Below are 23,774 nucleotides of genomic sequence, written 5' to 3'. Positions count from 1 at the left end.
AAGATCGGATCAGGCCAAGAACACCCCTGGTTACAGCAGACCTGCGTGGTTCATGGCTGCGTCGATGGCTGTTTTGGTGCTGTCGTCCAACGTGGTCAGGGGCGAGCGAACTTCTTCGCTGCACAGGCCCAGCTTGCTGAGGGCGTATTTGGCCCCGACCAGACCGGGTTCGATAAAGATCGCCTCATGCAGAGGCATCAGGCGGTCCTGATAAGTCAGCGCTTTGGCATAATCCCCCTGCAGGGTGGCCTGCTGGAATTCGGCACATAGCTTGGGCGCAACATTCGCCGTGACCGAGATACAGCCCACACCACCATGCGCATTGAAACCCAGCGCCGTGGCGTCTTCGCCCGACAGTTGGCAGAACTCGGGCCCGCAAGAGGCGCGCTGTTGGCTGACACGCCCCAAATCTCCGGTTGCGTCTTTAACCCCAACGATCCTTGGCAACTCGGCCAGCTCACCCATCGTCTGGGGCGTCATGTCGATGACGGAACGGCCTGGAATGTTGTAGATGATGATCGGAATATCAGAACAATCATGTAGGGTACGGAAATGCTGAATTAGGCCCTTCTGGGTCGGCTTGTTGTAATACGGGGTCACCACCAGAGCGGCATTCGCGCCGACTTGCTGCGCAAATTGAACGAATCGGATCGCCTCGACCGTGTTGTTCGAGCCCGCACCAGCGATCACCGGGACACGACCGGCTGCGGCACTGACAACTTCTGCCACCACCGTTTCGTGTTCTTCATGGCTGAGGGTTGGGCTTTCACCGGTGGTCCCCACCGGCACCAAACCGGTCGAGCCTTCCTGAATTTGCCATTCCACCAAACGTTTGAGCGTGCCCAGATCCAACTCGCCATTCGAAAACGGGGTAACGAGGGCTGGCATCGAGCCTTTGAACATGACACGCTCCTTGCTGTGCGGTTAGCAATTTTTGCGCCTTGGGCAATCACATTCCTAGCAATGTGTGTTGATCCCGCTGGCGCAAGGTTTATCCTAAATGGCTCTATCCTTGGTTGGTTGGGAAATGCAAGGCATGACACGCGTTCTGGCGCTTTTGACAGCGGTGATTCTGGCATCCTTCGGGCCGGCCCAAGCCGACTCGGTGGGCGATCTGCGCGCTGGCATGTATGAAATGCGCAAGGGCGATTGGAACGCCGCGCTGCAAGAGGCAGGCCCGCGCGGATCTGTGTCACGTGACATCATCGTATGGCATTGGCTGCGCGAGGGGTTCGGAAGCTCGGGCGATGTGCTGGTATTTCTGAACCGCAGGCCGGATTGGCCGGGGCTGGCATGGTTACGGCGCGAAAGCGAACCCGCCTTTACCGGGGCTGACCCGGACCGGGTGTTGAAATTCTACGCCGGCACTGCCCCACAAACGGCGGAAGGGGCGCTGAATTTCGCCGTAGCGCTGAAGGCTAAAGGGCGACAGGGCGATGCGCAGGCGGATATCGTCACCGCCTGGCGTACGATGCCGATGGGATCGGGCCTGCAGAAAGACTATATCGAGAACTTCGCGACATTGCTGAAACCCCACCACGCGGCGCGGTTAGACCGGATGCTGTGGGACGGTCATCTGATCAGCGCAGGACAAATGCTGCCATTGGTGAATGACGATCAGCGCAAGCTGGCCGAGGCGCGGATTGCATTGCAAAAACGTGCGCCGGGTGTTGATGCCAAAGTAGGGGCGGTTCCCGAATCGGTGGCCGGATCGGCGGGGCTTGCTTTTGACCGCTTTGTCTGGCGAGATAAAAAGGAACTGGATGACAGTGCGATTGATCTGATGCTGGCGCGGTCATCCAGCCCGGATGCTCTGGGCGAGCCAGACAAATGGGCCGAGGGCCGTCGCCGGTTGGCCCGGCTTGAGATGCGCAACGGTGATGTGAGCCGCGCATACAAGATTGCCTCTAGTCACCATATGACGCCGGACATGGGCTATGCCTATGCCGATCTTGAATGGCTTTCCGGCTTCCTTGCCCTGCGTCGGTTGAATGATCCCGCAACGGCTGTGCGGCATTTCCAAAACTTCTCGGGCGCGGTGCAGTCACCGATTTCCAAGGGACGCGGCGGGTATTGGCTAGGTCGGGCTTATGCCGCGCAGGGGGATGCGGAAAAGGCTTATGAGGCCTATGCCATGGGTGCTGATCACCAGACCTCGTTCTACGGGCTTCTTGCCGCCGAACGGATAGGGCGCCCCTTCGACAGCGATCTGGCAAACCCGCGAAGGGCACCGCACTGGAAACAAGCGGAGTTTGCCGATTCCAGCGTTCTGGAAGCGGGGCTATTGCTGTTGCGCGCAGGTGAGGCAAACCTATCCGAGCGGTTCCTGACCCATCTGGTTGAGGGGCTCGACCCCGTTCAGGCAAGCCAACTGGGCGATCTGGTCATCGAACTGAACGAACCACATCTGGCGGTGATGATCGCCAAGCGCGCCGCGACCACCGGCGTTGTCCTGCCCGCCGCGTATTATCCGGTTCATCCGGTGGCAGATCTGGGCCTGCCCATGGCCAAAGAAATGACGCTAGCAATCGCCCGGCGCGAAAGCGAGTTTGATCCGGTTGTCATCAGCGGCGCGGGCGCGCGCGGGCTTATGCAGGTGATGCCCGCGACGGCGAAAGTTGTGGCCCGGAACATGGGCATCCTAAGCAGCCACCAAACCGGAAAACTGACTTCGGACTGGCGATATAACGCCAAATTGGGGGCGAATTACCTGTCCGAGCTGGCAGCAGAATTCAACGGCAATGTGGTGATGATGGCTGCGGGGTATAATGCCGGACCGGGCAGGCCGATCTCGTGGATGAAACGCAATGGCGACCCGCGCCGGGGTGAGGCCGATATCGTCGACTGGATCGAATTCATACCCTTCAGCGAGACCCGCAACTATGTCATGCGCGTCGCCGAAAGCCTGCCTGTGTATCGCGCACGGTTGGGGCAGCAGGCGTTGCCGGTGCCATTTTCCGAGGAACTGATCGGGTCAACTCTGGCGTCGTTCGCGCCATAAGGTGAACAGTCCGGCGGCAATAACCAATGTGGCCCCTGCAACGACCGCGGGTCGCAAGCTTTCACCAAAGACCGAGATTCCCAGAATGGCGCTCCACATCAGGTGAAAATAGGCAAAGGGCTGCACGGCGCTGGCCTCGGCCATTTCGTAGCACTTAATCAACAACCAATGCCCCAGAACTCCGGTCAGGCAGAGCAGGCCCATCCAAAGCCAGTCACCGCCCTGCATAGGCTCCCAAAACCATACGCCCACGGCCGTCATGGCAACCGCCCCGGCGATGCCGGTCCAGAAAAAACTGGTGGCGGTAGTGTCGCGTCGCGCCGCATAGCGGGTCAGCAGGCCGTAGACGGCAAACATCAGGGCCGAGATCAACGGGATCACTGCCCACGGATTGAACACTCCCACCCCGGGCTGCAAAATGATCAGAACACCAATACATCCCACGCCGATAGCCGACCACCGACGCCAGCCGACTTTCTCACCCAGAACGGGTCCGCTGAGCGCCGCCACCAGCAGGGGGTAACAGATAAATACGGCTTGGCTTTCGATCAGCCCCAGGATGGTGAAGGCATAGACTGCGACGCAGATTTCCCCCGCCAAGAGCACCCCGCGCAGGATCTGCAGCCCAAGCTGGCTGGTGCGGGCCGTGGCCGCGATACCGCCGGGCGCACGCAGCGCCAGAGCGACGACAAATGCTGCGAAGAACCAATAGCGGATCATCACGACCATATAGGTGTTGTACGTCCCAGCCAGATGGCGCGAGATACCGTCCTGCAGCGCAAAAACCACAGTCGCCGCGATCATCAGCGCGATACCGGCGCGAGTGTTGTTCTGTTGGGTCATGGCTTGACCGCCCGCGTCATGTGACGCTTGCGCCCATAGCCCGGCGCGCGGGTGACGTTGAACCCCGCGTCTTGGAGCCCGCGTCGGACGAACCCAGCGGCGGTATAGGTGGCGGCGGTTCCATTGGGCGCCGTGTGGTCGGATACCTGCTGCATCAGCTTTGCGCCCCAAAGCTCGGGGTTTTTAGCCGGCGAGAACCCGTCCAGAAACCACGCATCCGCCTGCCCCGACCATGCGGACAGGGTGGCCCGCGCATCGCCCTCGATAACCTCAAGCCGCAGGGTGCCCAGATAGCAGGTACCGCCCTGCCATTGGGACAGGAACCGGTCGGCCCAAGGGGACAACTCAGGAAAGACGGCCAGAGCGCGCGACATGTCGTCTGGCGCCATTGGATAGGCTTCGAAACTGGTGAATGTCAGCGGGGTCGTTTGGCCAGCCTTTTCCCATTCGGACCAGACAGTCAGCAAGTTCAGGCCGGTGCCAAAACCAAGCTCGGCAATATGAAACCCCGGCGCAAACCGCGCGGGCAGGTCATTGCCCGCCAAAAACACATGCCGCGTCTCCTCCAGCCCGTTCTGCAACGAGAAATAGGGGTCGTCGAAACGGTCCGAGACGGGTATCTGCCCGTCTTTCCAGGTCAGTTCGGCGCGCTGGTCTGCCATCGGGGAATCCTGTAGCTAAGCGGCGCGACACTGAACAAGGAAAAGGGGAATGGCAATGGTCGATGTGACGGTGCGAGGCGCGGGCATTTTTGGCCTTTCGATCGCCTGGGCCTGCGCAAAACGCGGCGCAAAAGTTCAGATCATTGACCCTTTTGGGCCCGGTGCAGGATCCAGTGGCGGTTTGGTCGGGGCTTTGGCACCACATGTGCCCGAGAATTGGAATGCCAAGAAAGCTTTTCAATTCGAAAGCCTGATCATGGCCGAACCCTTCTGGAAACAGGTTGAGGCGACCGGAGGCGTCTCAGCCGGATATGCCCGGTTGGGAAGGCTACAGCCCATCGCAGATAGCCGCACGCTGGATCTGGCCCATGCACGTACGGTCACCGCCGCAGAGCTTTGGCAGGGGCGGGCCGAATGGCGCGTTGTTGCAATGGATGAGGTCGGGTCGTGGTGCCCTCCCAGCCCCACCGGCTTTGTAATCCACGACACGCTTAGCGCCCGGATGCACCCAAGGCGGGCATGTTCTGCACTGGTTTCGGCGCTGGCGGTGATGGGGGTTGAGGTCAAAACCGATGCGGCCAATCAAGGGCATATCATTCACGCCACCGGGCTTTCTGGCCTGCTAGAACTGAACGACGCCTTTGGCAAAACGGTCGGCAATGGCGTCAAGGGACAGGCGGCTTTGCTGCGGTTCGATGCCGGGGACGTCTCCCAGCTGTTTGCAGATGCCGTTCACATTATCCCGCATGCGGATGGCACTTTGGCCATCGGATCGACCTCGGAACGGGACTATGACGACCCAACCAGCACCGATGCGGCGCTGGATGATGTCCTGGATCGGGCCACGCGGGCGGTTCCGGTCCTGCACGGTGCCGAAGTGATCGAACGCTGGGCCGGGATCCGACCCCGCAGCAAAAGCCGAGCGCCGATGTTGGGTGCACATCCGCTGCACGCCGGAGAATTCATCGCCAATGGAGGGTTCAAGATCGGCTTTGGCATGGCGCCCAAAGTGGCAGAAGTCATGGCCGAACTGGTGCTTGAAGGGCGCGATGAAATCCCCGCAGATTTTCAACCCGAGGCTTCTTTGTGACCTCCCTCGACAACACCCCAGTTCGCCTGCAACCAGACGATCCTATATTGCCACAGGTGTTACGCCTGATCCGCCACAGCTTTGCATTCATGGAGGGGCGTATAGACCCGCCCTCGTCAATGCATCGCCTGACCGAGGAAACGCTTCGGCAACAGGCCCGCGACCACGAGGTTTGGATCATAGGCAATCGCCCGGATGCGGTCGTCTTTCTGACACCCAAACAGGACAGCCTGTATCTGAGCAAACTGGCTGTGGACGAAACCCGACGTGGTCAGGGGCTGGCACAGCGTCTGGTCGATCTGGCATCCGCGCGGGCGGTTGAAATAGGTTTTGCTACGCTGGAACTGAAGACACGGGTCGAATTGGTCGAAAACCATGCCTCCTTTGCCCGGATGGGCTTTGTCAAAACGGCGGAAACGGCGCATCCCGGGTTCACCCGGGCGACCTCGATTACCATGCAGAAACATTTAGGCTGAGGCTTCGGCAATCATACATTGGCGCCCGTCTGCCGCACGCACCCACAGGGTATTGCCCCTCCGGCACAGGCTCGCAGTTTCGAAATGCATCAATGCCGAGGTTGCGCGGAAAGAAAACTGCGCCAATGGGCCCATCACATCTTCCGCAAACAACATCAGGTGCTGCGCCAAAAGCGGGCCATGCACGACCAGCCCGGGATATCCTTCGACATCACGAGCATAGTCGATGTCATAGTGAATGCGGTGTCCGTTAAATGTCAGGGCCGAGTAGCGAAACAGCATCGTGCTGTCGAAGGACAGCTCGCGATGTTCGGTTTCATCTTGCCTGGCCAGTGGTGCGGGAGGGGTGACCGTATCCGCCGAGGGGTCTTGGCGGTAAACCAGATCCTGCCATTCGGTCAGGCGCAGCGCACCGCCCTGCCAAACCTCGTGGCGCAACGTGACAAAGCCCAAGGGGCCGGTGCGTCCCGATTTCGAACTCGAACTTTCACATAGCGATCGCCGTTCGGCTAACTGACCTGCTATCAGAGGCGCGAAAAACTCCAAGCGTCCGCCTGCCCACATTCTGCGGGGTAGGCCCATATCGGGGATCAGGCCCCCGACTTTGGGATGTCCGTCGCGCCCAAGTTGGCCGGGTGGCTGCGGAGTCCAGAAATACAGGTGATGAAAGAACGGCGGCAACGCAGTGCCGCCCCTCGCAGTTGCCTGTTTCCCAAGCGCCACCTGCAGCGCGCCAGCACGGGCTGCGTCCATCACATCTGTCTGAATTTCCATCGACATAGCGCAAGATTAGGCGGCCTGCCCCATACGGGCAAGCAAACCGGCAGTTTCAGAAACCGGCCTCTGACCGCAAGTTCTTCATCAAGGTCCGAAGGGCGTTTTCATAGCGTTCGTTAACCAGCTTGCCCTGCGCGTCGAATTCGTTCGAACTGTCGGCCAGATGAATTTCCGGCCCTTGCAAGATGCGCGTCTGGAACGGAACCATATAGCTGCGCAGTATCATCTGTGCACGTTCCCCGCCGGCACGGCCCGCAGCGGCAGACATCACCGCAACCGGCTTGCCTGCCCAAGGCTTATCCTTGGTGCGACTTACCCAATCCAGCGCATTCTTCAACACGCCGGACGGCGCTTTGTTATATTCCGGCGTCGAAATGATCACCGCATCCGCACGGGCGATCTGACCGGCCAAAACCTGAACGCCCTTGGGGATGCCCTCGCCTTCTTCAAGATCGCCGTCATAGAGCGGCAAGTTCAAGTCAGCCTCGGTATGGGTGCCCGGCTCAAACAGCCGCGCCGCCTCGCGAAGCAGTTTTCGGTTGGTGGCATTTTGGCGCAGCGAACCTGACAGGCTCAGAAGGATCGGTTCGGACATAAAAGGTCTCCGTTCAGGCGTTTTCCAGAAGGTAGCCCCTGATCACCGCCAGCCAAAGCCCACTTGACGCGCAGTCAATGTGCAAAAACGGGCACCTTGACGGTGCCCGATCACATCAGGTGTTGCCGTTGGGGATGATTTCGATATCGACCCGACGATTCCGCGCCTTCCCTTCGGGTGTGAGATTCGAGGCCGCAGGTCGGTTCTCACCCAAACCGATAGTGCTGATACGGGCCCCGTTCACACCATTGGCTTGCAGAACATCCGCCACGGACCTAGCCCGACGCTCAGATAGGGCCTGATTATAAGAGGCTTCGCCATCACTGTCCGTATGGCCAATGACCTGAACGGCCGAGTTGGGATATCTCACCAAATTCTGACCCACCCGGACCAAATCAGAACGCAATGCAGGCCGCACGGTCGAGCTGTCGGTGTCAAAGGTGATGTCGTTGGGGACGGTAACAATCAGGCGGTCGCCCGCGTTGACGATTGTGATGCCATCATTTGCCAGCTGCTGGCGCAACTCAGCCGCCTGACGGTCCAATTGATTGCCGATAAGGCCGCCACCTGCTGCACCGATTGCACCACCAGCCAGCGCACCCAAAAGCGGATCCGAGTCGTTCGCAATGGCCCCGACACCGGCACCAACCAACCCACCCAAAAGCGCACCCTGTTTGGTATTTTGGTTGGGGTCCGAGGGCAAGTTCAGCGTTCCGGGGTCGGTGCAGCCCGCCAAGAACAAGGCCGAGCAAAGCCCAGCAGAAACAACAAGCTTGGAAATCGTCATGATATCACCTTCTGCTCAGAGGCCCGTTTGCCGGGTCCCATTATTTGGCACAGTATATCGCGCTGCCCCCCCGCAGGCTCAAGCAACAATCAGGTGATATCGGCGAATACCCGCCGCTCAATGGGCCTCGGCAGGGGAACCCCATTGGTTCTGCTCCTGCCAGATCTCCCGCAGCGGCTGCCCTTGGCCGCAGAAATGATCGTCAACCATTTCGCAGGCCCAGACGCGATCGGTCCGAAAATGGCGAAAACCGTTGCGCAATTCGCACCACGCAACCAGCATCGTGCACTCGATGTGATAGATCAGGGCAACCGGACGGACGACCCGTTCGGAGCGAACGTCTTGCGAGCTGACATATGTGAGGCGAAGCTTGCGCTCGTCCCGGATGGCTTCGCGGTAATTCACGACCGGGATACAGCCCTTGGCCGGATCATCAACCGGAGCCCCCCAAGGCGCGACCTGCAACCAGTCGGGACTTGCGCGCAGGCCTTCTATTTTCCGGCAAATGCGTTTGGCGGCCTCCTGCAGGGTACTGTCGCCGGTCCGTGCCAGCATTGACAGACCGACCCAAAGCGCCTCGACCTCTTCAGCGTCGAAGTTCAGTGGTGGCAAGTCATAGCCCCGCCGCATCAGATACCCGACGCCGGCTTCGCCCTCAATCGGTGTGCGTTGGGCCTGCAGTGCCGCGATGTCGCGATACACCGTGCGCACCGAGACTTCGAGCTTTTGCGCCAGCATCTCAGCCGTAACCGGAGCGTTGGCAGCACGCAGAATCTGGATGATTTCAAACAGGCGGGACGAACGGCGCATGGCAAACTCCGGTTTCTCTGCTGACACCTTAGCACACCCCCCTGACAACGCGCTGTCAGGAGTGATGCGGGATGCTGGTTCAACAATTCACAGGAGATTACTGATGCCCAGCCTCGACAATCACGTAATGATGACACTGCAACTGGGACGCTGGTCCCAGGACCATACCCTGCGCGCCTTTGAAATCGAACGCGAGATCATGGCCAGCCGACAGCCCTGCGCTCCTAGGAAACGGGTCAGACGATTTTCACTGGGCAATCTCAAACTGCTTTGGACCAACCCCGCCTGACTCTAGAACTCGGCCTTGGCGCGAAACTTCATCGACGCCCCGCCATCGGGGTTCTTCAGCCGCAATTCCTCGGAATGCAACATCAGGCGCGGGAAGGCCCGCGCCTCACCTTTTGCATAGAACGGATCACCCAAAATCGGATGGCCCAGCGCCAGCATGTGAACCCGCAGCTGGTGCGAGCGCCCGGTTTTCGGGAACAGGCGTATGCGGGTAGTGTTGCCTTCATGTTTGACCACGCGCCAATCCGTCACCGCAGGTTTGCCGGTCTCATGGCACACCATTTGCAGCGGCCTGTTGGGCCAGTCTACAATCAACGGCAGATCAACAGTTCCGGTCTTTGACTCTACCATGCCCCAGACGCGGGCAATATAAGTCTTGCGAGTTTGACGCTGTTCGAACTGCATGCTCAGATTGCGCTGAGCATGAGGGGTTTGGGCAAAAACCATCACGCCCGAAGTGTCGCGGTCCAACCGGTGCACAAGCAGGGCCTGCGGGAACGCCGCCTGCACACGGGTCAACAGACAATCGGCCAGATGCTCTCCGCGACCCGGTACGGACAAAAGCCCCGAGGGCTTGTTCACCACAATCAGATGCGCATCTTCGTGCAGCACATCCAGCGGTGTTTTCGGGGGATCGTAGGTCTCGCTCATGCGGGTCTGCCTATCGCAAGCGACAACCTCCCGCAACGTCGCGCTTGCCTGAACTGAATAGTTCAGCAAATCATGCGACAACTCGGAGGAGAAACCATGCACCCGACAATCGAACAACTGAAAGATGTCATCACAAAAGGCGATGAAAGTCTGATTCACGAGTTTCTGGCCGAAGACGTGCGTTTTCTGCCGCCGACCTACTACAGCACCTGGGCCGGGCGCGAACCCGTGGCGGCTCTGCTAGGGCATGTGGGGCAGGTATTCTCGGACTTCAGCTATCGTCGGATCATGGGTGACGGCAAAGACTGGGCGCTGGAATTTCAGTGCAAGGTTGGTGATCTGGATGCGGTTGGTGTGGACTTGATCCGGCTGAATGATGAAGGCTTGATCGAAAAGTTCGAAGTGGTCATGCGCCCACTTAAAACTATTGCAGCCCTGCGCACCGAGATGATGGCACGCGTGGCAAAAGACCCTCGCTTTATCAATTTTAAGGACGCTTTGGGTTGACCAAGCCTGCCCGGATCGGAGCTGATCAGTTTCTGAGACTACCGCTGTTGCCACTATTGGCGGCACAGGGGATTTCAGTTCGACGACAGGCGCGGTTCCTGCCCGAACCGACCGGGCCGCGCGAAGGCCGTGAAGGGCGCGGCCCGCGTTTGCGGTTGCTAATCGCAGGCGACAGCTCGGCAGCAGGTGTTGGCGCTGGCACCCAGGCGCAGGCTTTGTCCGGGCAGTTGGTCGCACAGCTAGCAAAAAGCCACAGTGTCGAATGGCGGCTCGAGGCTATGACAGGGCATACAACGCTGGATACGCTGAAACGCCTTGACGGTCTGACAGATCAATTTGATGCGGCCATTACGGCGCTTGGCGTCAATGACGTCACCCGTGGCGTCACTAAAAAGCGGTTTGTCGAAAACCAATCCCGTCTGATGCACCTGATCACCGACCAGCTTGGAGCCCGGCGTGTCATTGTAACGGCCGTTCCCCAGATGGGTCGGTTTCCCGCCTTGCCTCAACCGCTTGCCTGGGTGCTGGGGCGTCAGGCAGCCCGCCTGGACCAAGGCCTGCAACAGATTACGACCGGCTTCCCGCAAATCCGCCATCTGTCCATTGATTTACCCGATGATCCGGCGTTGGCCGCACCGGACGGCTATCATCCGAGCCCCAAAGCCTATGCGATCTGGGCGCAGAAGGCCGCCGAATTGCTGCGTCAGACCTGAGCGCGTATCTGCCGGATCATCGGGATCGAATAGACCACAAGTGCGGCCCAGATCAGCGGAAACGCAATCATGCGGCCACGGTCAATCTGCTCTCCAAAAACCGCGATGGCAGTCACAAAAATCATGGTCGGCGCGATGTATTGCAGGATGCCCATCGTCGACAGGCGCACCAGTTTGGCACCATTGGCATAGATCAGCAACGGCACTGCGGTCACCACCCCTGCCCCGGCCAGCAGCATGGTGTCGGTTGCGACCAGCCCGAAATGCCCCGTGCCGTTGACCCCCAGCCAAGTCACATAAACCAATGCGGGGATCAGCAGGATCAGCACTTCCAGCAAGAACCCCTGATTTGGCCCGATGGGGAGTGAGCGTTTGAAGAAGGCGTAGAACCCCCAGCTGAACATAAGCCCCAGCGCCGCCCAAGGCAGGCTTCCGGCCTCTACAACAAGAACCACCACCCCGGCTGCGGCCAACCCAACAGCAATCAGCTGCGTCCGGTTCAAAGGTTCGCGCAGCAGCACCGCGCCCAGCGCGATACTGAACAACGGATTTATGTAATAGCCCAGCGCTGCGTCCAGCGCATGCCCACTGGCAATCGCCCAGACATAGATCGCCCAGTTCACCGATATCAATGCAGCCGTCAGACAGGCCATGCCCAGCATCTTGGGATCGCGCAAAGCTGACTTCAGATCCCGCGTCCGCCCCAGTGCGATCAGCAATAGTCCGGCAACGGGTACAGACCAGATGATCCGATGCGCTACGATCTCAACCGGTCCGATATGGGCCATCGCCTTCATGTATAAAGGCAAAAACCCCCACAAAACATAAGCCGTAACCGCCAGAACAAGGCCTTTTGGCGTATCGGCATTCTGTGTGGGTGTTGCGTTGGCCATTGCGGGTCTCCGGGGGGTACCGGTCGTCTTTACGGTAATCCAGACATGCTTGGGAACCGCGAAAACTGTGAAGCGGCCCATCAGGATATTTGATATGTGAGACCAGAACAAAGCCGGAGCGCCGCAGCGCTCCGACAATTTGATTACACTTTGACGCGTTCGGATTTCGGATCGTACATCGGTTTCAACGACGCCTCGGCCATTACCTTCACGCCGCACACGTCGATCTCATAGGTTGACCCCAGAACATCCGCCGCCTTCTCACCCTCGCAGGGCACATAGCCCATACCGATAGCGCCACCCAAAGTATGACCATAATTGCCCGAGCTGAGATAGCCGACATATTCCCCGTCCCGCACGATCGGTTCATTATGGAACAACAGCGGTTCCGGGTCGGTCAGGCGGAACTGAACCAGGCGGCTTTTCGGCCCGCTTTCCTTGCGGGCAATCACTGCCTCGCGCCCGATAAAGTCACAGCCTTTGTCCACCTTGACCGCAAAACCAAGCCCGGCATCCACGACGTTGTCCTCGCACGTGATGTCATGACCAAAATGGCGAAAGCCCTTTTCGATCCGGCAACTGTCCATCATGTGCATGCCACAGAGTTTCAGGTCCATGTCCTGACCGGCCTCATGCAGCGTCTCGAACACATGGCCCGCCATATCGGCGGACATGTAGATCTCCCATCCCAGCTCGCCCACATAGGTCACCCGATGAGCGCGGGCCAGGCCCATGCCAATCTCAATCTCTTGTGCGGTGCCAAAGGGGTTGGTCGCGTTCGAGAAATCCGCCGGCGAGACCTTTTCCAGCAAAGCGCGCGCATTGGGGCCCATCACGGCCAAAACGCCTTCGCCAGCGGTTACATCGGTTATGACCACGTTGAAGCTACCCACATGGCGCATCATCCAGGTCTGATCCGCCAGCCGCGTCGCCGCCGGGGTCACGACCAGATAGGCGGTCTCGGTCAGACGGGTCACCGTCACATCCGCCTCGATCCCGCCGGTGCGGTTCAGGAACTGGGTATAGACGATCTTGCCGTTCGGCACCGAATAATCGCCGCCCCCGATATAGTTCATGAACGCCTCGGCATCCGGTCCTTCAACGCGAATCTTGCCAAAAGAAGACATGTCGTACATGCCCACATTCTCGCGCACCGCGCGGTGTTCAGCAGCTGAGTTCTCGAACCAATTCTGACGTTTCCAACTGTACTGGTATTCGCGCTCCTGCCCAGGATTTGCGTACCAGTTTGCACGCTCCCAGCCCGCCAGTTCACCAAACACCGCGCCCTGCTCTTTCAGATGGTGATGGAACGGGGTGCGCCGAACACCGCGCGCAGTGGCTTTCTGGCGATAGGGGTAGTGGTCGGCATAGAGCAGGCCCAGCGTCTCTTTCGAACGCTCAAACAGATATTGCTTATTGCCCTGAAACGGTTGCATCCGGCTGATATCCACATCGCCCAGATCAAACGGTTTCTCGCCGCTATCCATCCATTCCGCCAGCGCCATGCCCGCACCGCCCGCAGATTGAATGCCGATCGAGTTGAAGCCCGCTGCGACCCAGACATTGTCCATCTCGGGCGCGAGACCCAGATGATAAGCGTCATCCGGAGTAAAGGATTCAGGGCCGTTGAAAAAGGTATGAATGCCCGCCTCGGCCAACATCGGCATCCGGTTACACGCCGCTTCTAGAATGGGCTCAAAATGATCAAAATCTTCGGGCAGCTGATCGAATTCGAAACTGTCCGGGATGCCCTTCATCGCCCAAGGTTTGGCATTAGGCTCAAACGCGCCCAGCAGGATTTTACCGGCATCTTCCTTGTAATAGGCGCATTCATCGGGCACTCGCAGAACCGGCAGTTGCGAAAGTCCGTCAATGCCTTCGGTGACGATGTAGAAATGTTCGCAGGCGTGCAGCGGGACGTTCACACCGGCCATGCGGCCAACCTCATGCCCCCACATGCCGGCACAGTTCACCACCATGTCGCATTCAATATGACCCGAAGCGCTGCCGTCATCGGCAACCCAGTCCACACCGGTCACAGTGCGACCTTGTTTAGTGATGTCGGTGACCTTCACTCGTTCCTTGGTAATGGCACCGCGTTGCCGCGCGCCCTTAGCCAGGGCCAGCGCGATATTGGCCGGGTCACCCTGCCCGTCCAGCGGAAGATAGACCGCGCCCTTGACGTCTTCGACATTCAGATGCGGATACATCTCTTTGACGCGGTCATTGGAAATCTCTTCGACCTCGACGCCAAAGGCGCGGGCCATGGCGGCCAGGCGATAGATCTCTTCACGGCGTTCCTCGGTCAGCGCCACGGTGATCGATCCACAGCGCCTAAGCCCGGTGGACACACCGGTTTCCTCTTCCAGCGCGCCGTAAAGCTCCTGCGTGTATTTCGCCAGTTTGGTCATGTTGGACGAGGCCCGCAGCTGAGCGATCAGACCCGCCGCATGCCATGTGGTGCCGCTGGTCAACTGCTTGCGTTCAAGCAGCACAACATCACTCCAACCTTTCTTGGTCAGATGATAGGCGACCGAGCATCCGATGACGCCGCCGCCGATGATGACAACTCGGGCTTTGTTTGGAAGATCAACCATCCTGAGGTCTCCGCTGAATCAGGTTTTGGGCACGTTGCCATGGAAGATCGACAATAAATGCACCAAAAGCGTCATGTTATGGGCGATTTTCACCTATGTGACGCAGCCCGTCTTTCGCGTCTCAGAACAAAGGGCGTGACCCCGAAAAAGCTTTTGTAAACCGAGGAGAAACCGTTCGGAAAGCCGCAGGCCAGACCGATTTCCCGAACGCTCATCGTGGTGTTCAGCAGCAGGTTGTTAGCCTTCGCCAGCCGCATCTCGCGATAGAAACCGTTTGGACTGGTGCCAAAGAAAGCTTTGAATTTTCGCTCAAGCGATCGGTTCGAAAGATTTAACGCCTCGACAATTTGCTGGATGGGTAAGGGGTCTTCGATATTGGCCTGCATCAGCTTGATACATTGATCCAGCTTGGCGTCCCCAGTAGCTGTCAGTTGCGCCCCCGAGAAAGGCTGCATCGATGAAAAGTCGCGGATGTTTTCGTGCAGCATGATATTGGCCACCGTCATCTTGGCAGGCCCTGAGATGTGGCGTCCGATCACGGACAAAGCAATATCGGTTGTCGCCTCCATCCCTGCGCAGGTCACGACCTGGCCCTGTTCTGTGGCTATCGACAGCTTCGCCTCGAACCGGGCCCCGCGTTCACTCAGGAAAGAGGCGTTTTCCCAATGGGTCGCCATGTCTGCGGAGCCGAATTCGTCGATATAGCGGCTGGCAGCTTCGGCCAGCAAAAAGACCTGAGCACCTCGGAACGTATAGTCCGATACAACCCGTCCGATGGACAGATCGGGGTGGTCAGGGTCGGAATTTCCGATCACAAACAGATAATCCGCCTTGGGATGGGTTGATACAGGTTCAGTTTGGACCGTCGCATCGCTGCTGCTGGCAACGGGCCCACCTTTCAGAGACCGATAGGTAAAGCTGAAGGGCGGGTTGGGGCAGACGCGGTTTGCCAGCCTCAGAACCTCAATCAATGCGGCAAGCTCCAACAGCACATAGCCTGGCGCGACCAGAACATCGAAATGTGTCTGCGCCTTGTCGGTCAAGCTATCTGGTCGTTGCCGCATCTTTACCCCCCTTCAGACGATGCTGTGGCCAGCAGCGCATAGCCGATCTGCCAGTCGCTGAATGTGATCGGGACCGACTTCGCAGCATCCGCCGATGATAGTTGCACCCTGCGCCACCCACCCCATCGCCTGATCAGCATATTCATCCGGCCCAAGGTCGTGGCGCTGTTGCAGCGCATCAACGGTTGGGGCGTCTTGCAGAAATTCCTGGGTAATCCCGGTGAAGCCATTGGCATATGCCCCAAACGGACGCCCGAAGGTAGCGATAATATTCAGCGCAGCAGGCACCGCCTCCGGGCGTGAGCAGTTGATCAGCACGGCCTCAGGCGTAAAGCGATCAACCAAAGATGCTATTCCCGACAATGGCTCACCCGACCGCAGCCGCGTCCCATCATCATCCACCACGGACAGCGCCAGCCAGACCGGCTTGTCTGCCTGTTCCGTTCCACGCAACGCGCCTTCGGCCTCTTGCACCGACGACACGGTTTCGATCAGGAACAGATCAACGCGATCTGCCATCATCGCCACCAGTTCGGAGAATTTCTCTGCCGCCTCTTCGACCTCTGGATTCAGGTCCGGCCGGTAAGAGGCGAGAAGCGGACCCAAAGCCCCAGCGATGCGCCTACCCGCCGGGCGCGCACGCTCGGCCTGCGACAGGGCCGCCTCGATCAGATCTGGCAGCTGATCACCCAAGCCGACACGGTCCAGACGCGACCGGTGAACAGCATAGGTATTTGTCGTGGCCACAGTCGCACCGCGTGAGAAATAATCCGCATGCACATCCCCGACCAACTCGGGATGGTCCATCATCACCCGGGTCGACCACAAAGGCGTCGGCGCATCGCCGCTGCGTTTGACCAGTTCCTGCCCGATAGACCCATCCAGAAGGGTTATGTCTGCCATTGATGAACCTCCTCAGGGAACCAGAACCAGTTTTCCCGGAAACGTTTTTGACTGAAAATCCTCTTGCGCCGTCGCAATGTCTTTCAGCGGATAGGTTTTTGAAATCAGGGGCTTGATCCGCCCCGCATTCATCAGTTCGACCAGGCGACCGAAGACTTCGAACGGCTGATGGGTGCTGCCGTGAATGGTAATGTCGCGCAGATAGATATCCCGCAGATCGGCTTGAACAATCGGGCCAGCAATCGCACCCGCAACGGCATAGTTACCGCCCGGTTTCAACGCCAGGATCAGGTCAGCCCATGCAGGTCCGCCCACCACGTCAATGACCACGTCGAACATGTCGGCGGGCAGCGACGCATCCCGGTCGAACGTGGCGGTCGCGCCCTGGCTTTTCACCGCTTCGGCCTTGGCCGCACCGGTCACGCCCCAAACCGAGGCACCGCGCAGCGCCGCCAGTTGCACAGCGGCAAGGCCGACGCCACCAGATGCGCCGGTGATCAGCACTTTTTGCCCGGCAGTCACACCGGATCGGGTCAGCAAAGCCTCGGCAGTTCCGAAGGCGCAGGGGATGGCGGCAATTTCAATATCAGACAGGGGTGAGGCGCTGACATCGTAAAGGTCATCGGCCTGCACCAGACAATATTGCGCAAAGGCGCCGTCAATCTCGGACCCAAGCACGATGAAGCCTGTCGGGTTGCCCGGTCGCGGACGTGGCAGGTTGATCGGGCAGGTCACGCGCTGGCCCGGGGTGAACCCGGTCTCGGGCCCCGCGATTTCGACGATGCCGCAAAGGTCACCGCCCTGAATGCGCGGGAAGTTCAACGCGCCGCCCCAGCCTCCGGCTTCGACCTCTTGATCCACGGCATCTGTGGCGCCGGTCACGTCCGAGGAATACCAGCCGATACGGGTGTTGATATCGGTGTTGTTCACCCCGGCTGCGGCCACACGGACCAGAACCTGCCCCGGCGCAGGGGTTGGGACGGGTATATCGTCACGCCATTCCAGCGCCTCGGGCCCGCCGTGACAGGTCAGGAATACACCGGACATCGTTTTAGGCAGTGTCATGATCAAACCTCGTCATCGGGATGAGGCGGCACAGAGCCCATCGGGACAATGTCATACCGCGCGTTCAATTTGGCCATTTTCGCCTCATCGGCGAAGTCCGCCTCGGTCATCTTGGTCAGTTCAGCAAGGAATCCGTCAAAACCGGCAGGCTGGAAAATCATCAGCATCTTAGCAGGTGCATTTCCAGCAACGCGGCAGGCATGCGGCACACCGGGCGGCACATGCATCGTGCTGCCCGGCCCACAGCGATGCCAGTCGCCATCAACATAGAAGTCCACTTCGCCTTCCAGAAAATAGAAGCTTTCGGCATGGGTTTCATGGCGATGAAGGCCAAGCGCAAAGCTGGCCTTCAGATTGTCTTCCATGAGCGTATAGGCGCCATCAGTATCCCGGGTCGAAACCTTCACAAATGTGTGGTCATTTTCCCAGTCGTAATTGAGGCCCTCTCCGGGCCCCAGTTTTGAATAACGCGTGCTCATGCAGGTCTCCTTCGGGCGATCAGGCGCGCAGCCGCTCGTTTTCTGGATCCCAGAGCGGTTTATCGTCCTGTACCACGGCGCGTCGCTTTTCACCGAAGATTTCGATTTCAAGCTCGGTACCTGCCACCGCCAATTCGGGACGGATCATGCCCAGCGCAATGGATTGGCAAACGCGATACCCCCAAGCGCCCGAGGTGGTTTCGCCAACGATCTCGCCGTTGTGCCAGATACAGGACATGTAGGGCGCATCCGCGTCACCTGCCTCAACCAACATAGTGGCAAACGCCTTTTTCACGCCCTGCTGCTTTTCGTTCAGGATCGCGGCCTTGCCGGGGAAGTCCTGCGGTTTGTCAAGTTTGACGAACCGTTCCAACCCGCCTTCCAACAGAGAGTAATCAGTGGACAGATCGCCTTTCCAGGCCCGATAACCCTTTTCGATGCGCAGAGAGTTCAGGGCGTACATACCGAACGGTTTGGCACCAGCGTCAAGGATCGCGCCATAGATCGCGGGCATATGGTCGTTCAGCGCGTGAACCTCCCAACCAAGTTCTCCTGCAAACGAGACGCGGATCAGGAATGCGGGCTGACCTGCAACCGTGGCGGATTGATGGGTCAGCCAGCCGCTGGACAGGTCCGCATCGCTCAGCCCCGCCAGAATGTCGCGCGATTTTGGACCTGTCACGATCAGCGTGTCACGAGTGGTGGTGACATCTTCGACGGTGACGCCAGTGGGCATTGCCTCGGTCAGGATATCGCGGTCATGCCATTGCGCTGTAGCGGCCGTGATCATGACGAACTCGTCATCGCCGAGGCGGATACAGGACATTTCGGTCAGGATCCGGCCGCGACCATCTGAGATATAGACCAGGTTGATGCGACCCACCTTGGGCAAACCGCCGGTGACCAGCGACCGCAGCGCCTCGGCGGCACCCTCACCTTTTACGATGAAACGCGAAAATCCGGGCAAGTCCAATACGCCGCAATGATCACGGACAGCCTCGCACTCTTCCTTGATCCGCTTCTCCCATGGCCCCGAACGGCCCCAGGTATGGGTCGCTTCTTCAGAGGTATCGTCGCCCGGTTGCGCAAACCAGTTGGCGCGTTCCCAGCCGTTATAGGGCCCCATCACGCCGCCCAATTCCTTGACCTTGGTGTGGACAGGCGACAGCTTTTTGTCGCGCGCGGCGGGCCATTCATGGTGCGGGAAATGCATGGCGTATTCGTTGCCATAGACCTCAAGCCCCTTCTGGTTGCAGTAATCCTGATCGGTGTAATCGGTGTAACGGCGCGGATCGACGGCCCACATATCCCACTCAGTTGCGCCATCGACGATCCATTCGGCCAGCACCTTGCCGGCACCACCGCCCTGCGCGATGCCGAAGGTAAAAGTATGCGCCTCAAACGCGTTGGCCACGCCCGGCATCGGGCCAACCAGCGGCAGCCCGTCCGGCGCGTAGGGGATGGGCCCGTTGATCACCCTGCCCACTCCCGAGGTCCCCATCAGCGGCACCCGCTCCATCGCGTCGGTGACGATGTCTTCGATCCGGTCCAGATCATCATTCCATAGCTGGAAACTGAAATCCTCGGGCATCGGATCATCCTCGGTCATCCAGTGGCCCTTGCAGTTGGGCTCATAGGGGCCGAGGTTGAATCCGTTCTTCTCCTGCCGAAGGTAATACGAGATATCCACGTCGCGCAGCAGCGGCAGCTTTTTACCGCCATTGGCCTTGGACCATTCCTCGATCTCGGGCACTTCGTCGGTCAGCAGGTACTGGTGGCTCATCACCATGGCCGGAACTGTGCGACCGCCGAAGGGCTTGAACCATTCACCCACGCGCTGGGCGTAATACCCGGCGGCATTGACCACGTGGTCCGCTTCGATATCGCCCTTGTCAGTATGCACGATCCAGGTCTTGTCTTCCTTCTGGGTCACACCCGTGGCCGGGCAGAAACGCAGGATCTTCGCCCCCATGTCGCGCGCACCCTTGGCCAGTGCCTGGGTTAGCTGCGCCGGGTCGATATCGCCATCGGTCGGGTCGAACAGAACACCCTCAAGGTCATGAGTTTCCAGGAACGGGTAATGCTCTTTGGCCTGTTCGGGTGACCACATCTCCATCTCGATGCCCTGATAACGGCCCATCGCCATTGCCCGCTCGAACTCCTGCACCCGCTCTTTCGAATGGGCCAACCGGATTGAGCCGGACTGGTGATAGTTCATCGGATAGTCGACCTCTTCACCCAGCCGCGCATAAAGCTCGGTCGAATAGCGCTGCATGTTCATGATCGCCCAAGAGGTCGAAAAGGTCGGCACGTTGCCAGCTGCATGCCAGGTCGACCCGGCGGTCAGCTCGTTTTTCTCCAGCAGAACACAATCGGTCCAGCCCTTTTTGGCCAGATGATACAGGGACGATGTCCCCACCACTCCGCCACCGATAATAACCACGCGGGCTTTTGTCGGAAAATCACTCATGTCTTTCAGTCCCTGTTACTGTGCCTCTTGAGGCAGATCGTCCGTGATGTCGTAGTAATCGCCTTTGTCAGCCACAAATATATGGCGGGCGAGGGTCAGTCCGGTGGGTGCATCCAGCGCCCCCATAGCAATGGCAATCCGGTCTTCGTCCTTATGCTGCCAGAACAGATAAGAGCCGCAGGCGTTGCAAAATCCCCGCCGGGCGATGTCGGTAGCACGAAACCAGCTCAGCGTATCGCTGACGGTGAAGGTGATGTCGTCTTGATGGGCCGAGGTCGAGGCCCAGACATGACCCGACTGTTTGCGGCATTGACCGCAATGACAGGCCGAGGCGGCAGGAAGATCGCCTTCGATCTTGAACGTAACCGAGCCGCACAGACAGGAACCTGTATGCATTTCGCTTATCCCCTAGCTGCTGGCGCGCTGGTGGTGCCCAGCAACACGCCATAAATGATGAAACAGGTGGCCATGACCCGGCGTACCCAGATGTTGAACACGGCCCCCAGCGCGGCCCGCCCCATAAGCGAACCTAGAAGAGTGAACCCGATGTAGCTGAGCGTTGTGATGATCAGCGCCGTTGGCATGATGACCAACATTTGCTCCCAGATCGGCACATCCGGCTGCACGAATTGCGAGAATGCAGCAAGATAACCCGCGACGCTTTTGGGGTTGATTGTCGCGACGGCCAGCGCGTGCAGATAGACATGCCGTGCAGGGCGTTCGGATATAGGGGCGGGATTTGCTGCAGCCTTCCAGCCTCGGACACCCAGCCAGATCAGAAACCCTGCGCCCACCAGCTTGGCGATGAAGAATCCGGTGGGTGAGGCCGCGATCAAGGCCGTCACCCCAAGCGCCGACAAAACCAAAAAGGCGCTGGCTTGGGTCAGGATCGCCAAGACACCCAGCATCGCTTTTGCGAAGGGCAGGCTCATCCCGTTCGAGATACAGTTCACCGCGTTAGGCCCCGGTGTGGTTACAAACACCACCCAGAACAGCGCGAATATGGTCCAGGCCTCGAAACTCATCAGTACACCGGAGGGGCGATGACCCAGATGACCACAGCGGGCTCATCATGAGGGTTCGCCCAAATATAGGGTTCGTTCTTGATCCGAAAACTGTCACCGGGCCCAACCGAAAAGCTTTGCGCGCCGATGGTCAGATTCAACTGACCGGAAATCACATAGCCAACCTCTTGCGTGGGGCGGTCCGCCGGGTTCTGCATCTTGGAATGCGGCTTAAAGGTGGAATGCACCATCTCAAAATCGTCAGTCAGATCGGGTGACAGCAGTTCCTCGATCAGACCTTCTTCGCCCGACCCCATAGGGCGACGCGACCCGGCGCGCACGACATAGCCTTGTTCATTGGCGGGGGCGGCAGAATGGGCGAACAGCATGGACATCGGCACACCCAGACATTCCGCGATCTGACGCAGGTCTGAAATTGACGGTTCGGACTTGTCGCGTTCAACCTGGCTGAGCCATCCGACCGACCGGTTCAACCGCTCTGCGATCTCGGTCAGCGTCAACCCACGCGCCTTACGCAATGCACGAATGTCGGCTCCGAGCGTTGCACTGTGGGGGGCTTGGCTGTTCACCGAACTCTCCGATATCTGGTGAAAATTTCGTTATCTTTTTCACGATGACGCGAATCGGTGAAAATTCCAAGCATTTTTTCACTTGGGAAAATCGACGCATTTAGCTATCCGTCAGCTATGTGGATTGCGGTTATATACCTGTGGGTCATCAACGGCCTGACTTTGCTGGCCTTTGGCTGGGACAAGCTGCGCGCCAGACGCAGAAAAAGCCGGGTTCCGGAACGCAGGCTATTGTGGCTGGCGGCACTGGGCGGCAGTCCCGGTGCGCTGGTCGGGCGTTGGATTTTCAATCACAAGTCCCGAAAAGGCCGGTTTTCCCTGTCGCTGTTTGCGATCTTTGCGACTCAGGTCGGGCTGGCATATTTCCTAATCACAGACATTCTGTAGTTGGCTTGATCCGCAAGCCACGTAAGATCCCGATGGGATCTAGGAAATGTCGCAGACATACATATCGGTATCGTCGGTGGAGTGAGCTGAGGATCGCGTGAACCCCGATTTCTGTAGCACACGGGCAGAGGCGGGATTGCTGTGCTCGACCCCGGCCAAAAACCGAATGGCGCGGCTCGTGCCGCAGGCCGCGATAAAGCCGGACACAAGTTCGGTTGCATAGCCACAGCCCCAGGCTCGTTCGGCAAACAGATATCCAAGGTGGATGGTTGGTGCGGCCTGATCTTCGGGTTCTGAGGCCAGTATCAGCAGTCCGATCAGCTGATTATTTTGCCTTAGCCGAACAAGAAGAACATCGCTTTCGGTCTTGCGTGCCGCGATCCAGTCGGTCATCCCGCTGGGCGTTTCTTCGACCTGCATCGAAGGCGGCAGGGGCTCAAGAACCGCTGGTGTCAGGACGGCTGCCAACTCGGCCGTCAACGCTGAAAGGCGACCAGCTTCAGAGACTTCCACTTGCCAGTGGCAGACGGCAAGCCGCTCTGTGGTGAATTGGTCCGGGATCATGCCTTGGCCAGTTGCAATTAGTGTCCATTCCAGTCTAACAGACGGACCGATTTTGCATCAGGCCCCTCTTAACTCGCCCGAGAACGCCTTTGACAATATTGCAGACAGCTTTTCTGCGTCCTCATCCGTGAATGCATCCGGCTGGTCACTGTCGATGTCAAAAACCGCGATGACCTCGCCCGAGGCATTGCGCACCGGAAGCACCAGTTCGGACTGCGTAGACGAGGCGCAGGCGATGTGACCTGGAAACGCATGCACATCCGCCACCAACTGTACCTTTCCGGTCCGCGCCGCGGCACCACAGACACCGCGCCCGAAGGGAATAACCAGACACCCGTGACCACCCTGATAGGGGCCTATTTTCAAAATGCCCGGATCTGTTACGCGATAGAACCCCGTCCAGTCAAACCGATCATCGGCGCGATGAACTTCACAGGCGATTGTCGCCATCAGAGCAACTTGATCTGTCTCGCCTGCGGTTAGGGCGACGATTGTCTTGGTCAGCGTATCGTAATCAACGGTCATGGGGGGCGGGTCCGGTCAGTGATCTTGTAAACA

The 23,774-nt window shown here is 59.0% G+C and carries 27 protein-coding genes; 7 read left to right on the top strand and 20 right to left on the bottom strand.

The window, feature by feature from the left end; translation table 11 throughout:
* Positions 1 to 30 precede the first annotated feature (30 nt).
* Positions 31 to 903 (bottom strand): 4-hydroxy-tetrahydrodipicolinate synthase, encoded by an 873-nt coding sequence (dapA, locus tag AC2FH6_RS14845; RefSeq protein ID WP_496703348.1) that lies wholly within the window; start codon positions 901 to 903, stop codon positions 31 to 33.
* 133 nt (positions 904 to 1,036) lie between these two features.
* Here dapA and AC2FH6_RS14840 point away from each other — a divergent pair, with 133 nt between their 5' ends.
* On the top strand, positions 1,037 to 3,001 hold the full coding sequence (locus AC2FH6_RS14840; RefSeq protein ID WP_496703391.1) for a lytic transglycosylase domain-containing protein: 1,965 nt from the start codon (positions 1,037 to 1,039) through the stop codon (positions 2,999 to 3,001).
* Here AC2FH6_RS14840 and AC2FH6_RS14835 read toward each other — a convergent pair.
* Both AC2FH6_RS14835 and mnmC2 read right to left on the bottom strand, forming a co-directional pair.
* Positions 2,975 to 3,844 (bottom strand): DMT family transporter, encoded by an 870-nt coding sequence (locus AC2FH6_RS14835; RefSeq protein ID WP_281973084.1) that lies wholly within the window; start codon positions 3,842 to 3,844, stop codon positions 2,975 to 2,977. The two genes, AC2FH6_RS14840 and AC2FH6_RS14835, sit on opposite strands and share 27 nt — an antisense overlap.
* The gene (mnmC2, locus tag AC2FH6_RS14830) at positions 3,841 to 4,506 is read right to left on the bottom strand and encodes a tRNA (5-methylaminomethyl-2-thiouridine)(34)-methyltransferase MnmC2 (RefSeq protein ID WP_496703346.1); all 666 of its coding nucleotides are present in this window, start codon (positions 4,504 to 4,506) and stop codon (positions 3,841 to 3,843) included. Before mnmC2 ends, AC2FH6_RS14835 begins: the two co-directional genes overlap by 4 nt.
* Positions 4,507 to 4,555: 49 nt before the next feature.
* Here mnmC2 and AC2FH6_RS14825 point away from each other — a divergent pair, with 49 nt between their 5' ends.
* A complete protein-coding gene (locus tag AC2FH6_RS14825; RefSeq protein WP_496692493.1) occupies positions 4,556 to 5,596 on the top strand; it encodes an NAD(P)/FAD-dependent oxidoreductase in 1,041 nt (346 codons plus the stop codon).
* Positions 5,593 to 6,072, top strand: coding sequence for a GNAT family N-acetyltransferase (locus tag AC2FH6_RS14820; protein ID WP_496692494.1), 480 nt, complete (start codon positions 5,593 to 5,595; stop codon positions 6,070 to 6,072). The genes AC2FH6_RS14825 and AC2FH6_RS14820 overlap by 4 nt, the downstream gene beginning before the upstream one ends.
* Here AC2FH6_RS14820 and AC2FH6_RS14815 read toward each other — a convergent pair.
* The 4 genes from AC2FH6_RS14815 to AC2FH6_RS14800 all read right to left on the bottom strand — a co-directional run bounded on the left by AC2FH6_RS14815 (position 6,064) and on the right by AC2FH6_RS14800 (position 9,041).
* Positions 6,064 to 6,852 (bottom strand): HTD2 family dehydratase, encoded by a 789-nt coding sequence (locus AC2FH6_RS14815; RefSeq protein WP_496677824.1) that lies wholly within the window; start codon positions 6,850 to 6,852, stop codon positions 6,064 to 6,066. The two genes, AC2FH6_RS14820 and AC2FH6_RS14815, sit on opposite strands and share 9 nt — an antisense overlap.
* Positions 6,853 to 6,901: 49 nt before the next feature.
* Positions 6,902 to 7,444, bottom strand: a complete 543-nt coding sequence (locus tag AC2FH6_RS14810) for an NADPH-dependent FMN reductase (protein ID WP_496703344.1) — start codon at positions 7,442 to 7,444, stop codon at positions 6,902 to 6,904.
* 115 nt (positions 7,445 to 7,559) lie between these two features.
* Positions 7,560 to 8,231, bottom strand: a complete 672-nt coding sequence (locus AC2FH6_RS14805; RefSeq protein WP_142637036.1) for a YiaD family glycine zipper/OmpA-like lipoprotein — start codon at positions 8,229 to 8,231, stop codon at positions 7,560 to 7,562.
* Positions 8,232 to 8,348: 117 nt separating this feature from the next.
* Positions 8,349 to 9,041 (bottom strand): helix-turn-helix transcriptional regulator, encoded by a 693-nt coding sequence (locus tag AC2FH6_RS14800; protein WP_496703342.1) that lies wholly within the window; start codon positions 9,039 to 9,041, stop codon positions 8,349 to 8,351.
* 103 nt (positions 9,042 to 9,144) lie between these two features.
* Here AC2FH6_RS14800 and AC2FH6_RS14795 point away from each other — a divergent pair, with 103 nt between their 5' ends.
* A complete protein-coding gene (locus AC2FH6_RS14795; protein WP_496703340.1) occupies positions 9,145 to 9,330 on the top strand; it encodes a hypothetical protein in 186 nt (61 codons plus the stop codon).
* Positions 9,331 to 9,332: 2 nt separating this feature from the next.
* On the opposite strand, the gene AC2FH6_RS14790 is transcribed toward AC2FH6_RS14795, so the two are convergent.
* A complete protein-coding gene (locus AC2FH6_RS14790) occupies positions 9,333 to 10,016 on the bottom strand; it encodes an RluA family pseudouridine synthase (RefSeq protein WP_496703389.1) in 684 nt (227 codons plus the stop codon).
* Between the two features lie 60 nt (positions 10,017 to 10,076).
* Here AC2FH6_RS14790 and AC2FH6_RS14785 point away from each other — a divergent pair, with 60 nt between their 5' ends.
* Both AC2FH6_RS14785 and AC2FH6_RS14780 read left to right on the top strand, forming a co-directional pair.
* A complete protein-coding gene (locus AC2FH6_RS14785) occupies positions 10,077 to 10,487 on the top strand; it encodes a nuclear transport factor 2 family protein (protein WP_496703338.1) in 411 nt (136 codons plus the stop codon).
* Positions 10,484 to 11,200, top strand: coding sequence for an SGNH/GDSL hydrolase family protein (locus tag AC2FH6_RS14780; protein WP_496703336.1), 717 nt, complete (start codon positions 10,484 to 10,486; stop codon positions 11,198 to 11,200). The genes AC2FH6_RS14785 and AC2FH6_RS14780 overlap by 4 nt, the downstream gene beginning before the upstream one ends.
* Here AC2FH6_RS14780 and rarD read toward each other — a convergent pair.
* The 10 genes from rarD to AC2FH6_RS14730 form a co-directional block, all read right to left on the bottom strand.
* Positions 11,191 to 12,093: an EamA family transporter RarD gene (rarD, locus tag AC2FH6_RS14775; protein ID WP_496703334.1), complete on the bottom strand. Its 903-nt coding sequence runs from the start codon at positions 12,091 to 12,093 to the stop codon at positions 11,191 to 11,193. The genes AC2FH6_RS14780 and rarD overlap by 10 nt on opposite strands.
* A gap of 143 nt (positions 12,094 to 12,236) precedes the next feature.
* Entirely contained in the window at positions 12,237 to 14,690 is a 2,454-nt protein-coding gene (locus AC2FH6_RS14770) for a GcvT family protein (protein ID WP_496703332.1), read from the bottom strand.
* Positions 14,691 to 14,779: 89 nt separating this feature from the next.
* On the bottom strand, positions 14,780 to 15,754 hold the full coding sequence (locus AC2FH6_RS14765; RefSeq protein ID WP_496703330.1) for a GlxA family transcriptional regulator: 975 nt from the start codon (positions 15,752 to 15,754) through the stop codon (positions 14,780 to 14,782).
* A 12-nt stretch (positions 15,755 to 15,766) separates the two neighbouring features.
* Positions 15,767 to 16,657, bottom strand: coding sequence for a homocysteine S-methyltransferase family protein (locus AC2FH6_RS14760; RefSeq protein WP_496703328.1), 891 nt, complete (start codon positions 16,655 to 16,657; stop codon positions 15,767 to 15,769).
* 12 nt (positions 16,658 to 16,669) lie between these two features.
* Positions 16,670 to 17,722: an alcohol dehydrogenase family protein gene (locus AC2FH6_RS14755; protein WP_496703326.1), complete on the bottom strand. Its 1,053-nt coding sequence runs from the start codon at positions 17,720 to 17,722 to the stop codon at positions 16,670 to 16,672.
* 2 nt (positions 17,723 to 17,724) lie between these two features.
* Positions 17,725 to 18,201 carry a cupin domain-containing protein gene (locus tag AC2FH6_RS14750; RefSeq protein WP_496692504.1) on the bottom strand — a complete coding sequence of 159 codons (477 nt, stop codon included), beginning with the start codon at positions 18,199 to 18,201 and terminating at the stop codon, positions 17,725 to 17,727.
* Positions 18,202 to 18,220: 19 nt separating this feature from the next.
* Positions 18,221 to 20,671: a GcvT family protein gene (locus AC2FH6_RS14745; protein WP_496703324.1), complete on the bottom strand. Its 2,451-nt coding sequence runs from the start codon at positions 20,669 to 20,671 to the stop codon at positions 18,221 to 18,223.
* Between the two features lie 15 nt (positions 20,672 to 20,686).
* A complete protein-coding gene (locus AC2FH6_RS14740) occupies positions 20,687 to 21,067 on the bottom strand; it encodes a GFA family protein (RefSeq protein ID WP_496692506.1) in 381 nt (126 codons plus the stop codon).
* 5 nt (positions 21,068 to 21,072) lie between these two features.
* Positions 21,073 to 21,696 (bottom strand): LysE family translocator, encoded by a 624-nt coding sequence (locus AC2FH6_RS14735; RefSeq protein ID WP_496703322.1) that lies wholly within the window; start codon positions 21,694 to 21,696, stop codon positions 21,073 to 21,075.
* Positions 21,696 to 22,265, bottom strand: coding sequence for a helix-turn-helix domain-containing protein (locus AC2FH6_RS14730; protein WP_281973073.1), 570 nt, complete (start codon positions 22,263 to 22,265; stop codon positions 21,696 to 21,698). The genes AC2FH6_RS14735 and AC2FH6_RS14730 overlap by 1 nt, the downstream gene beginning before the upstream one ends.
* A 57-nt stretch (positions 22,266 to 22,322) precedes the next feature.
* Between AC2FH6_RS14730 and AC2FH6_RS14725 the strand changes: the two genes are divergently transcribed.
* Positions 22,323 to 22,652, top strand: coding sequence for a DUF1294 domain-containing protein (locus AC2FH6_RS14725; RefSeq protein ID WP_282021963.1), 330 nt, complete (start codon positions 22,323 to 22,325; stop codon positions 22,650 to 22,652).
* Positions 22,653 to 22,691: 39 nt separating this feature from the next.
* Here the strand turns inward: AC2FH6_RS14725 and AC2FH6_RS14720 are convergent, their stop codons facing one another.
* Both AC2FH6_RS14720 and AC2FH6_RS14715 read right to left on the bottom strand, forming a co-directional pair.
* A complete protein-coding gene (locus AC2FH6_RS14720; protein ID WP_496703320.1) occupies positions 22,692 to 23,216 on the bottom strand; it encodes a GNAT family N-acetyltransferase in 525 nt (174 codons plus the stop codon).
* Between the two features lie 57 nt (positions 23,217 to 23,273).
* A complete protein-coding gene (locus tag AC2FH6_RS14715; RefSeq protein ID WP_496703318.1) occupies positions 23,274 to 23,741 on the bottom strand; it encodes a GAF domain-containing protein in 468 nt (155 codons plus the stop codon).
* Between the last annotated feature and the right edge of the window lie 33 nt (positions 23,742 to 23,774).

The sequence above is a fragment of the Ruegeria sp. CDSC045 genome, assembly GCF_059610725.1.
The sequence above is the reverse complement of the archived record's forward strand: the minus strand, read 5'-3'. Positions and strand labels throughout refer to the sequence as shown.

Coding starts and splice junctions, on each gene's coding strand:
- AC2FH6_RS14760 (WP_496703328.1), bottom strand. CDS start 16,657: ATGGCAGACATAACCCTTCTGGATGGGTCTATCGGGCAGGAACTGGTC.
- AC2FH6_RS14745 (WP_496703324.1), bottom strand. CDS start 20,671: ATGAGTGATTTTCCGACAAAAGCCCGCGTGGTTATTATCGGTGGCGGA.
- dapA (WP_496703348.1), bottom strand. CDS start 903: ATGTTCAAAGGCTCGATGCCAGCCCTCGTTACCCCGTTTTCGAATGGC.
- AC2FH6_RS14815 (WP_496677824.1), bottom strand. CDS start 6,852: ATGTCGATGGAAATTCAGACAGATGTGATGGACGCAGCCCGTGCTGGC.
- AC2FH6_RS14715 (WP_496703318.1), bottom strand. CDS start 23,741: ATGACCGTTGATTACGATACGCTGACCAAGACAATCGTCGCCCTAACC.
- AC2FH6_RS14810 (WP_496703344.1), bottom strand. CDS start 7,444: ATGTCCGAACCGATCCTTCTGAGCCTGTCAGGTTCGCTGCGCCAAAAT.
- mnmC2 (WP_496703346.1), bottom strand. CDS start 4,506: ATGGCAGACCAGCGCGCCGAACTGACCTGGAAAGACGGGCAGATACCC.
- AC2FH6_RS14720 (WP_496703320.1), bottom strand. CDS start 23,216: ATGATCCCGGACCAATTCACCACAGAGCGGCTTGCCGTCTGCCACTGG.
- AC2FH6_RS14755 (WP_496703326.1), bottom strand. CDS start 17,722: ATGACACTGCCTAAAACGATGTCCGGTGTATTCCTGACCTGTCACGGC.
- AC2FH6_RS14740 (WP_496692506.1), bottom strand. CDS start 21,067: ATGCATACAGGTTCCTGTCTGTGCGGCTCGGTTACGTTCAAGATCGAA.
- AC2FH6_RS14770 (WP_496703332.1), bottom strand. CDS start 14,690: ATGGTTGATCTTCCAAACAAAGCCCGAGTTGTCATCATCGGCGGCGGC.
- AC2FH6_RS14750 (WP_496692504.1), bottom strand. CDS start 18,201: ATGAGCACGCGTTATTCAAAACTGGGGCCCGGAGAGGGCCTCAATTAC.
- AC2FH6_RS14825 (WP_496692493.1), top strand. CDS start 4,556: ATGGCAATGGTCGATGTGACGGTGCGAGGCGCGGGCATTTTTGGCCTT.
- AC2FH6_RS14840 (WP_496703391.1), top strand. CDS start 1,037: ATGACACGCGTTCTGGCGCTTTTGACAGCGGTGATTCTGGCATCCTTC.
- AC2FH6_RS14765 (WP_496703330.1), bottom strand. CDS start 15,754: ATGCGGCAACGACCAGATAGCTTGACCGACAAGGCGCAGACACATTTC.
- rarD (WP_496703334.1), bottom strand. CDS start 12,093: ATGGCCAACGCAACACCCACACAGAATGCCGATACGCCAAAAGGCCTT.
- AC2FH6_RS14785 (WP_496703338.1), top strand. CDS start 10,077: ATGCACCCGACAATCGAACAACTGAAAGATGTCATCACAAAAGGCGAT.
- AC2FH6_RS14735 (WP_496703322.1), bottom strand. CDS start 21,696: ATGAGTTTCGAGGCCTGGACCATATTCGCGCTGTTCTGGGTGGTGTTT.
- AC2FH6_RS14805 (WP_142637036.1), bottom strand. CDS start 8,231: ATGACGATTTCCAAGCTTGTTGTTTCTGCTGGGCTTTGCTCGGCCTTG.
- AC2FH6_RS14800 (WP_496703342.1), bottom strand. CDS start 9,041: ATGCGCCGTTCGTCCCGCCTGTTTGAAATCATCCAGATTCTGCGTGCT.
- AC2FH6_RS14835 (WP_281973084.1), bottom strand. CDS start 3,844: ATGACCCAACAGAACAACACTCGCGCCGGTATCGCGCTGATGATCGCG.
- AC2FH6_RS14795 (WP_496703340.1), top strand. CDS start 9,145: ATGCCCAGCCTCGACAATCACGTAATGATGACACTGCAACTGGGACGC.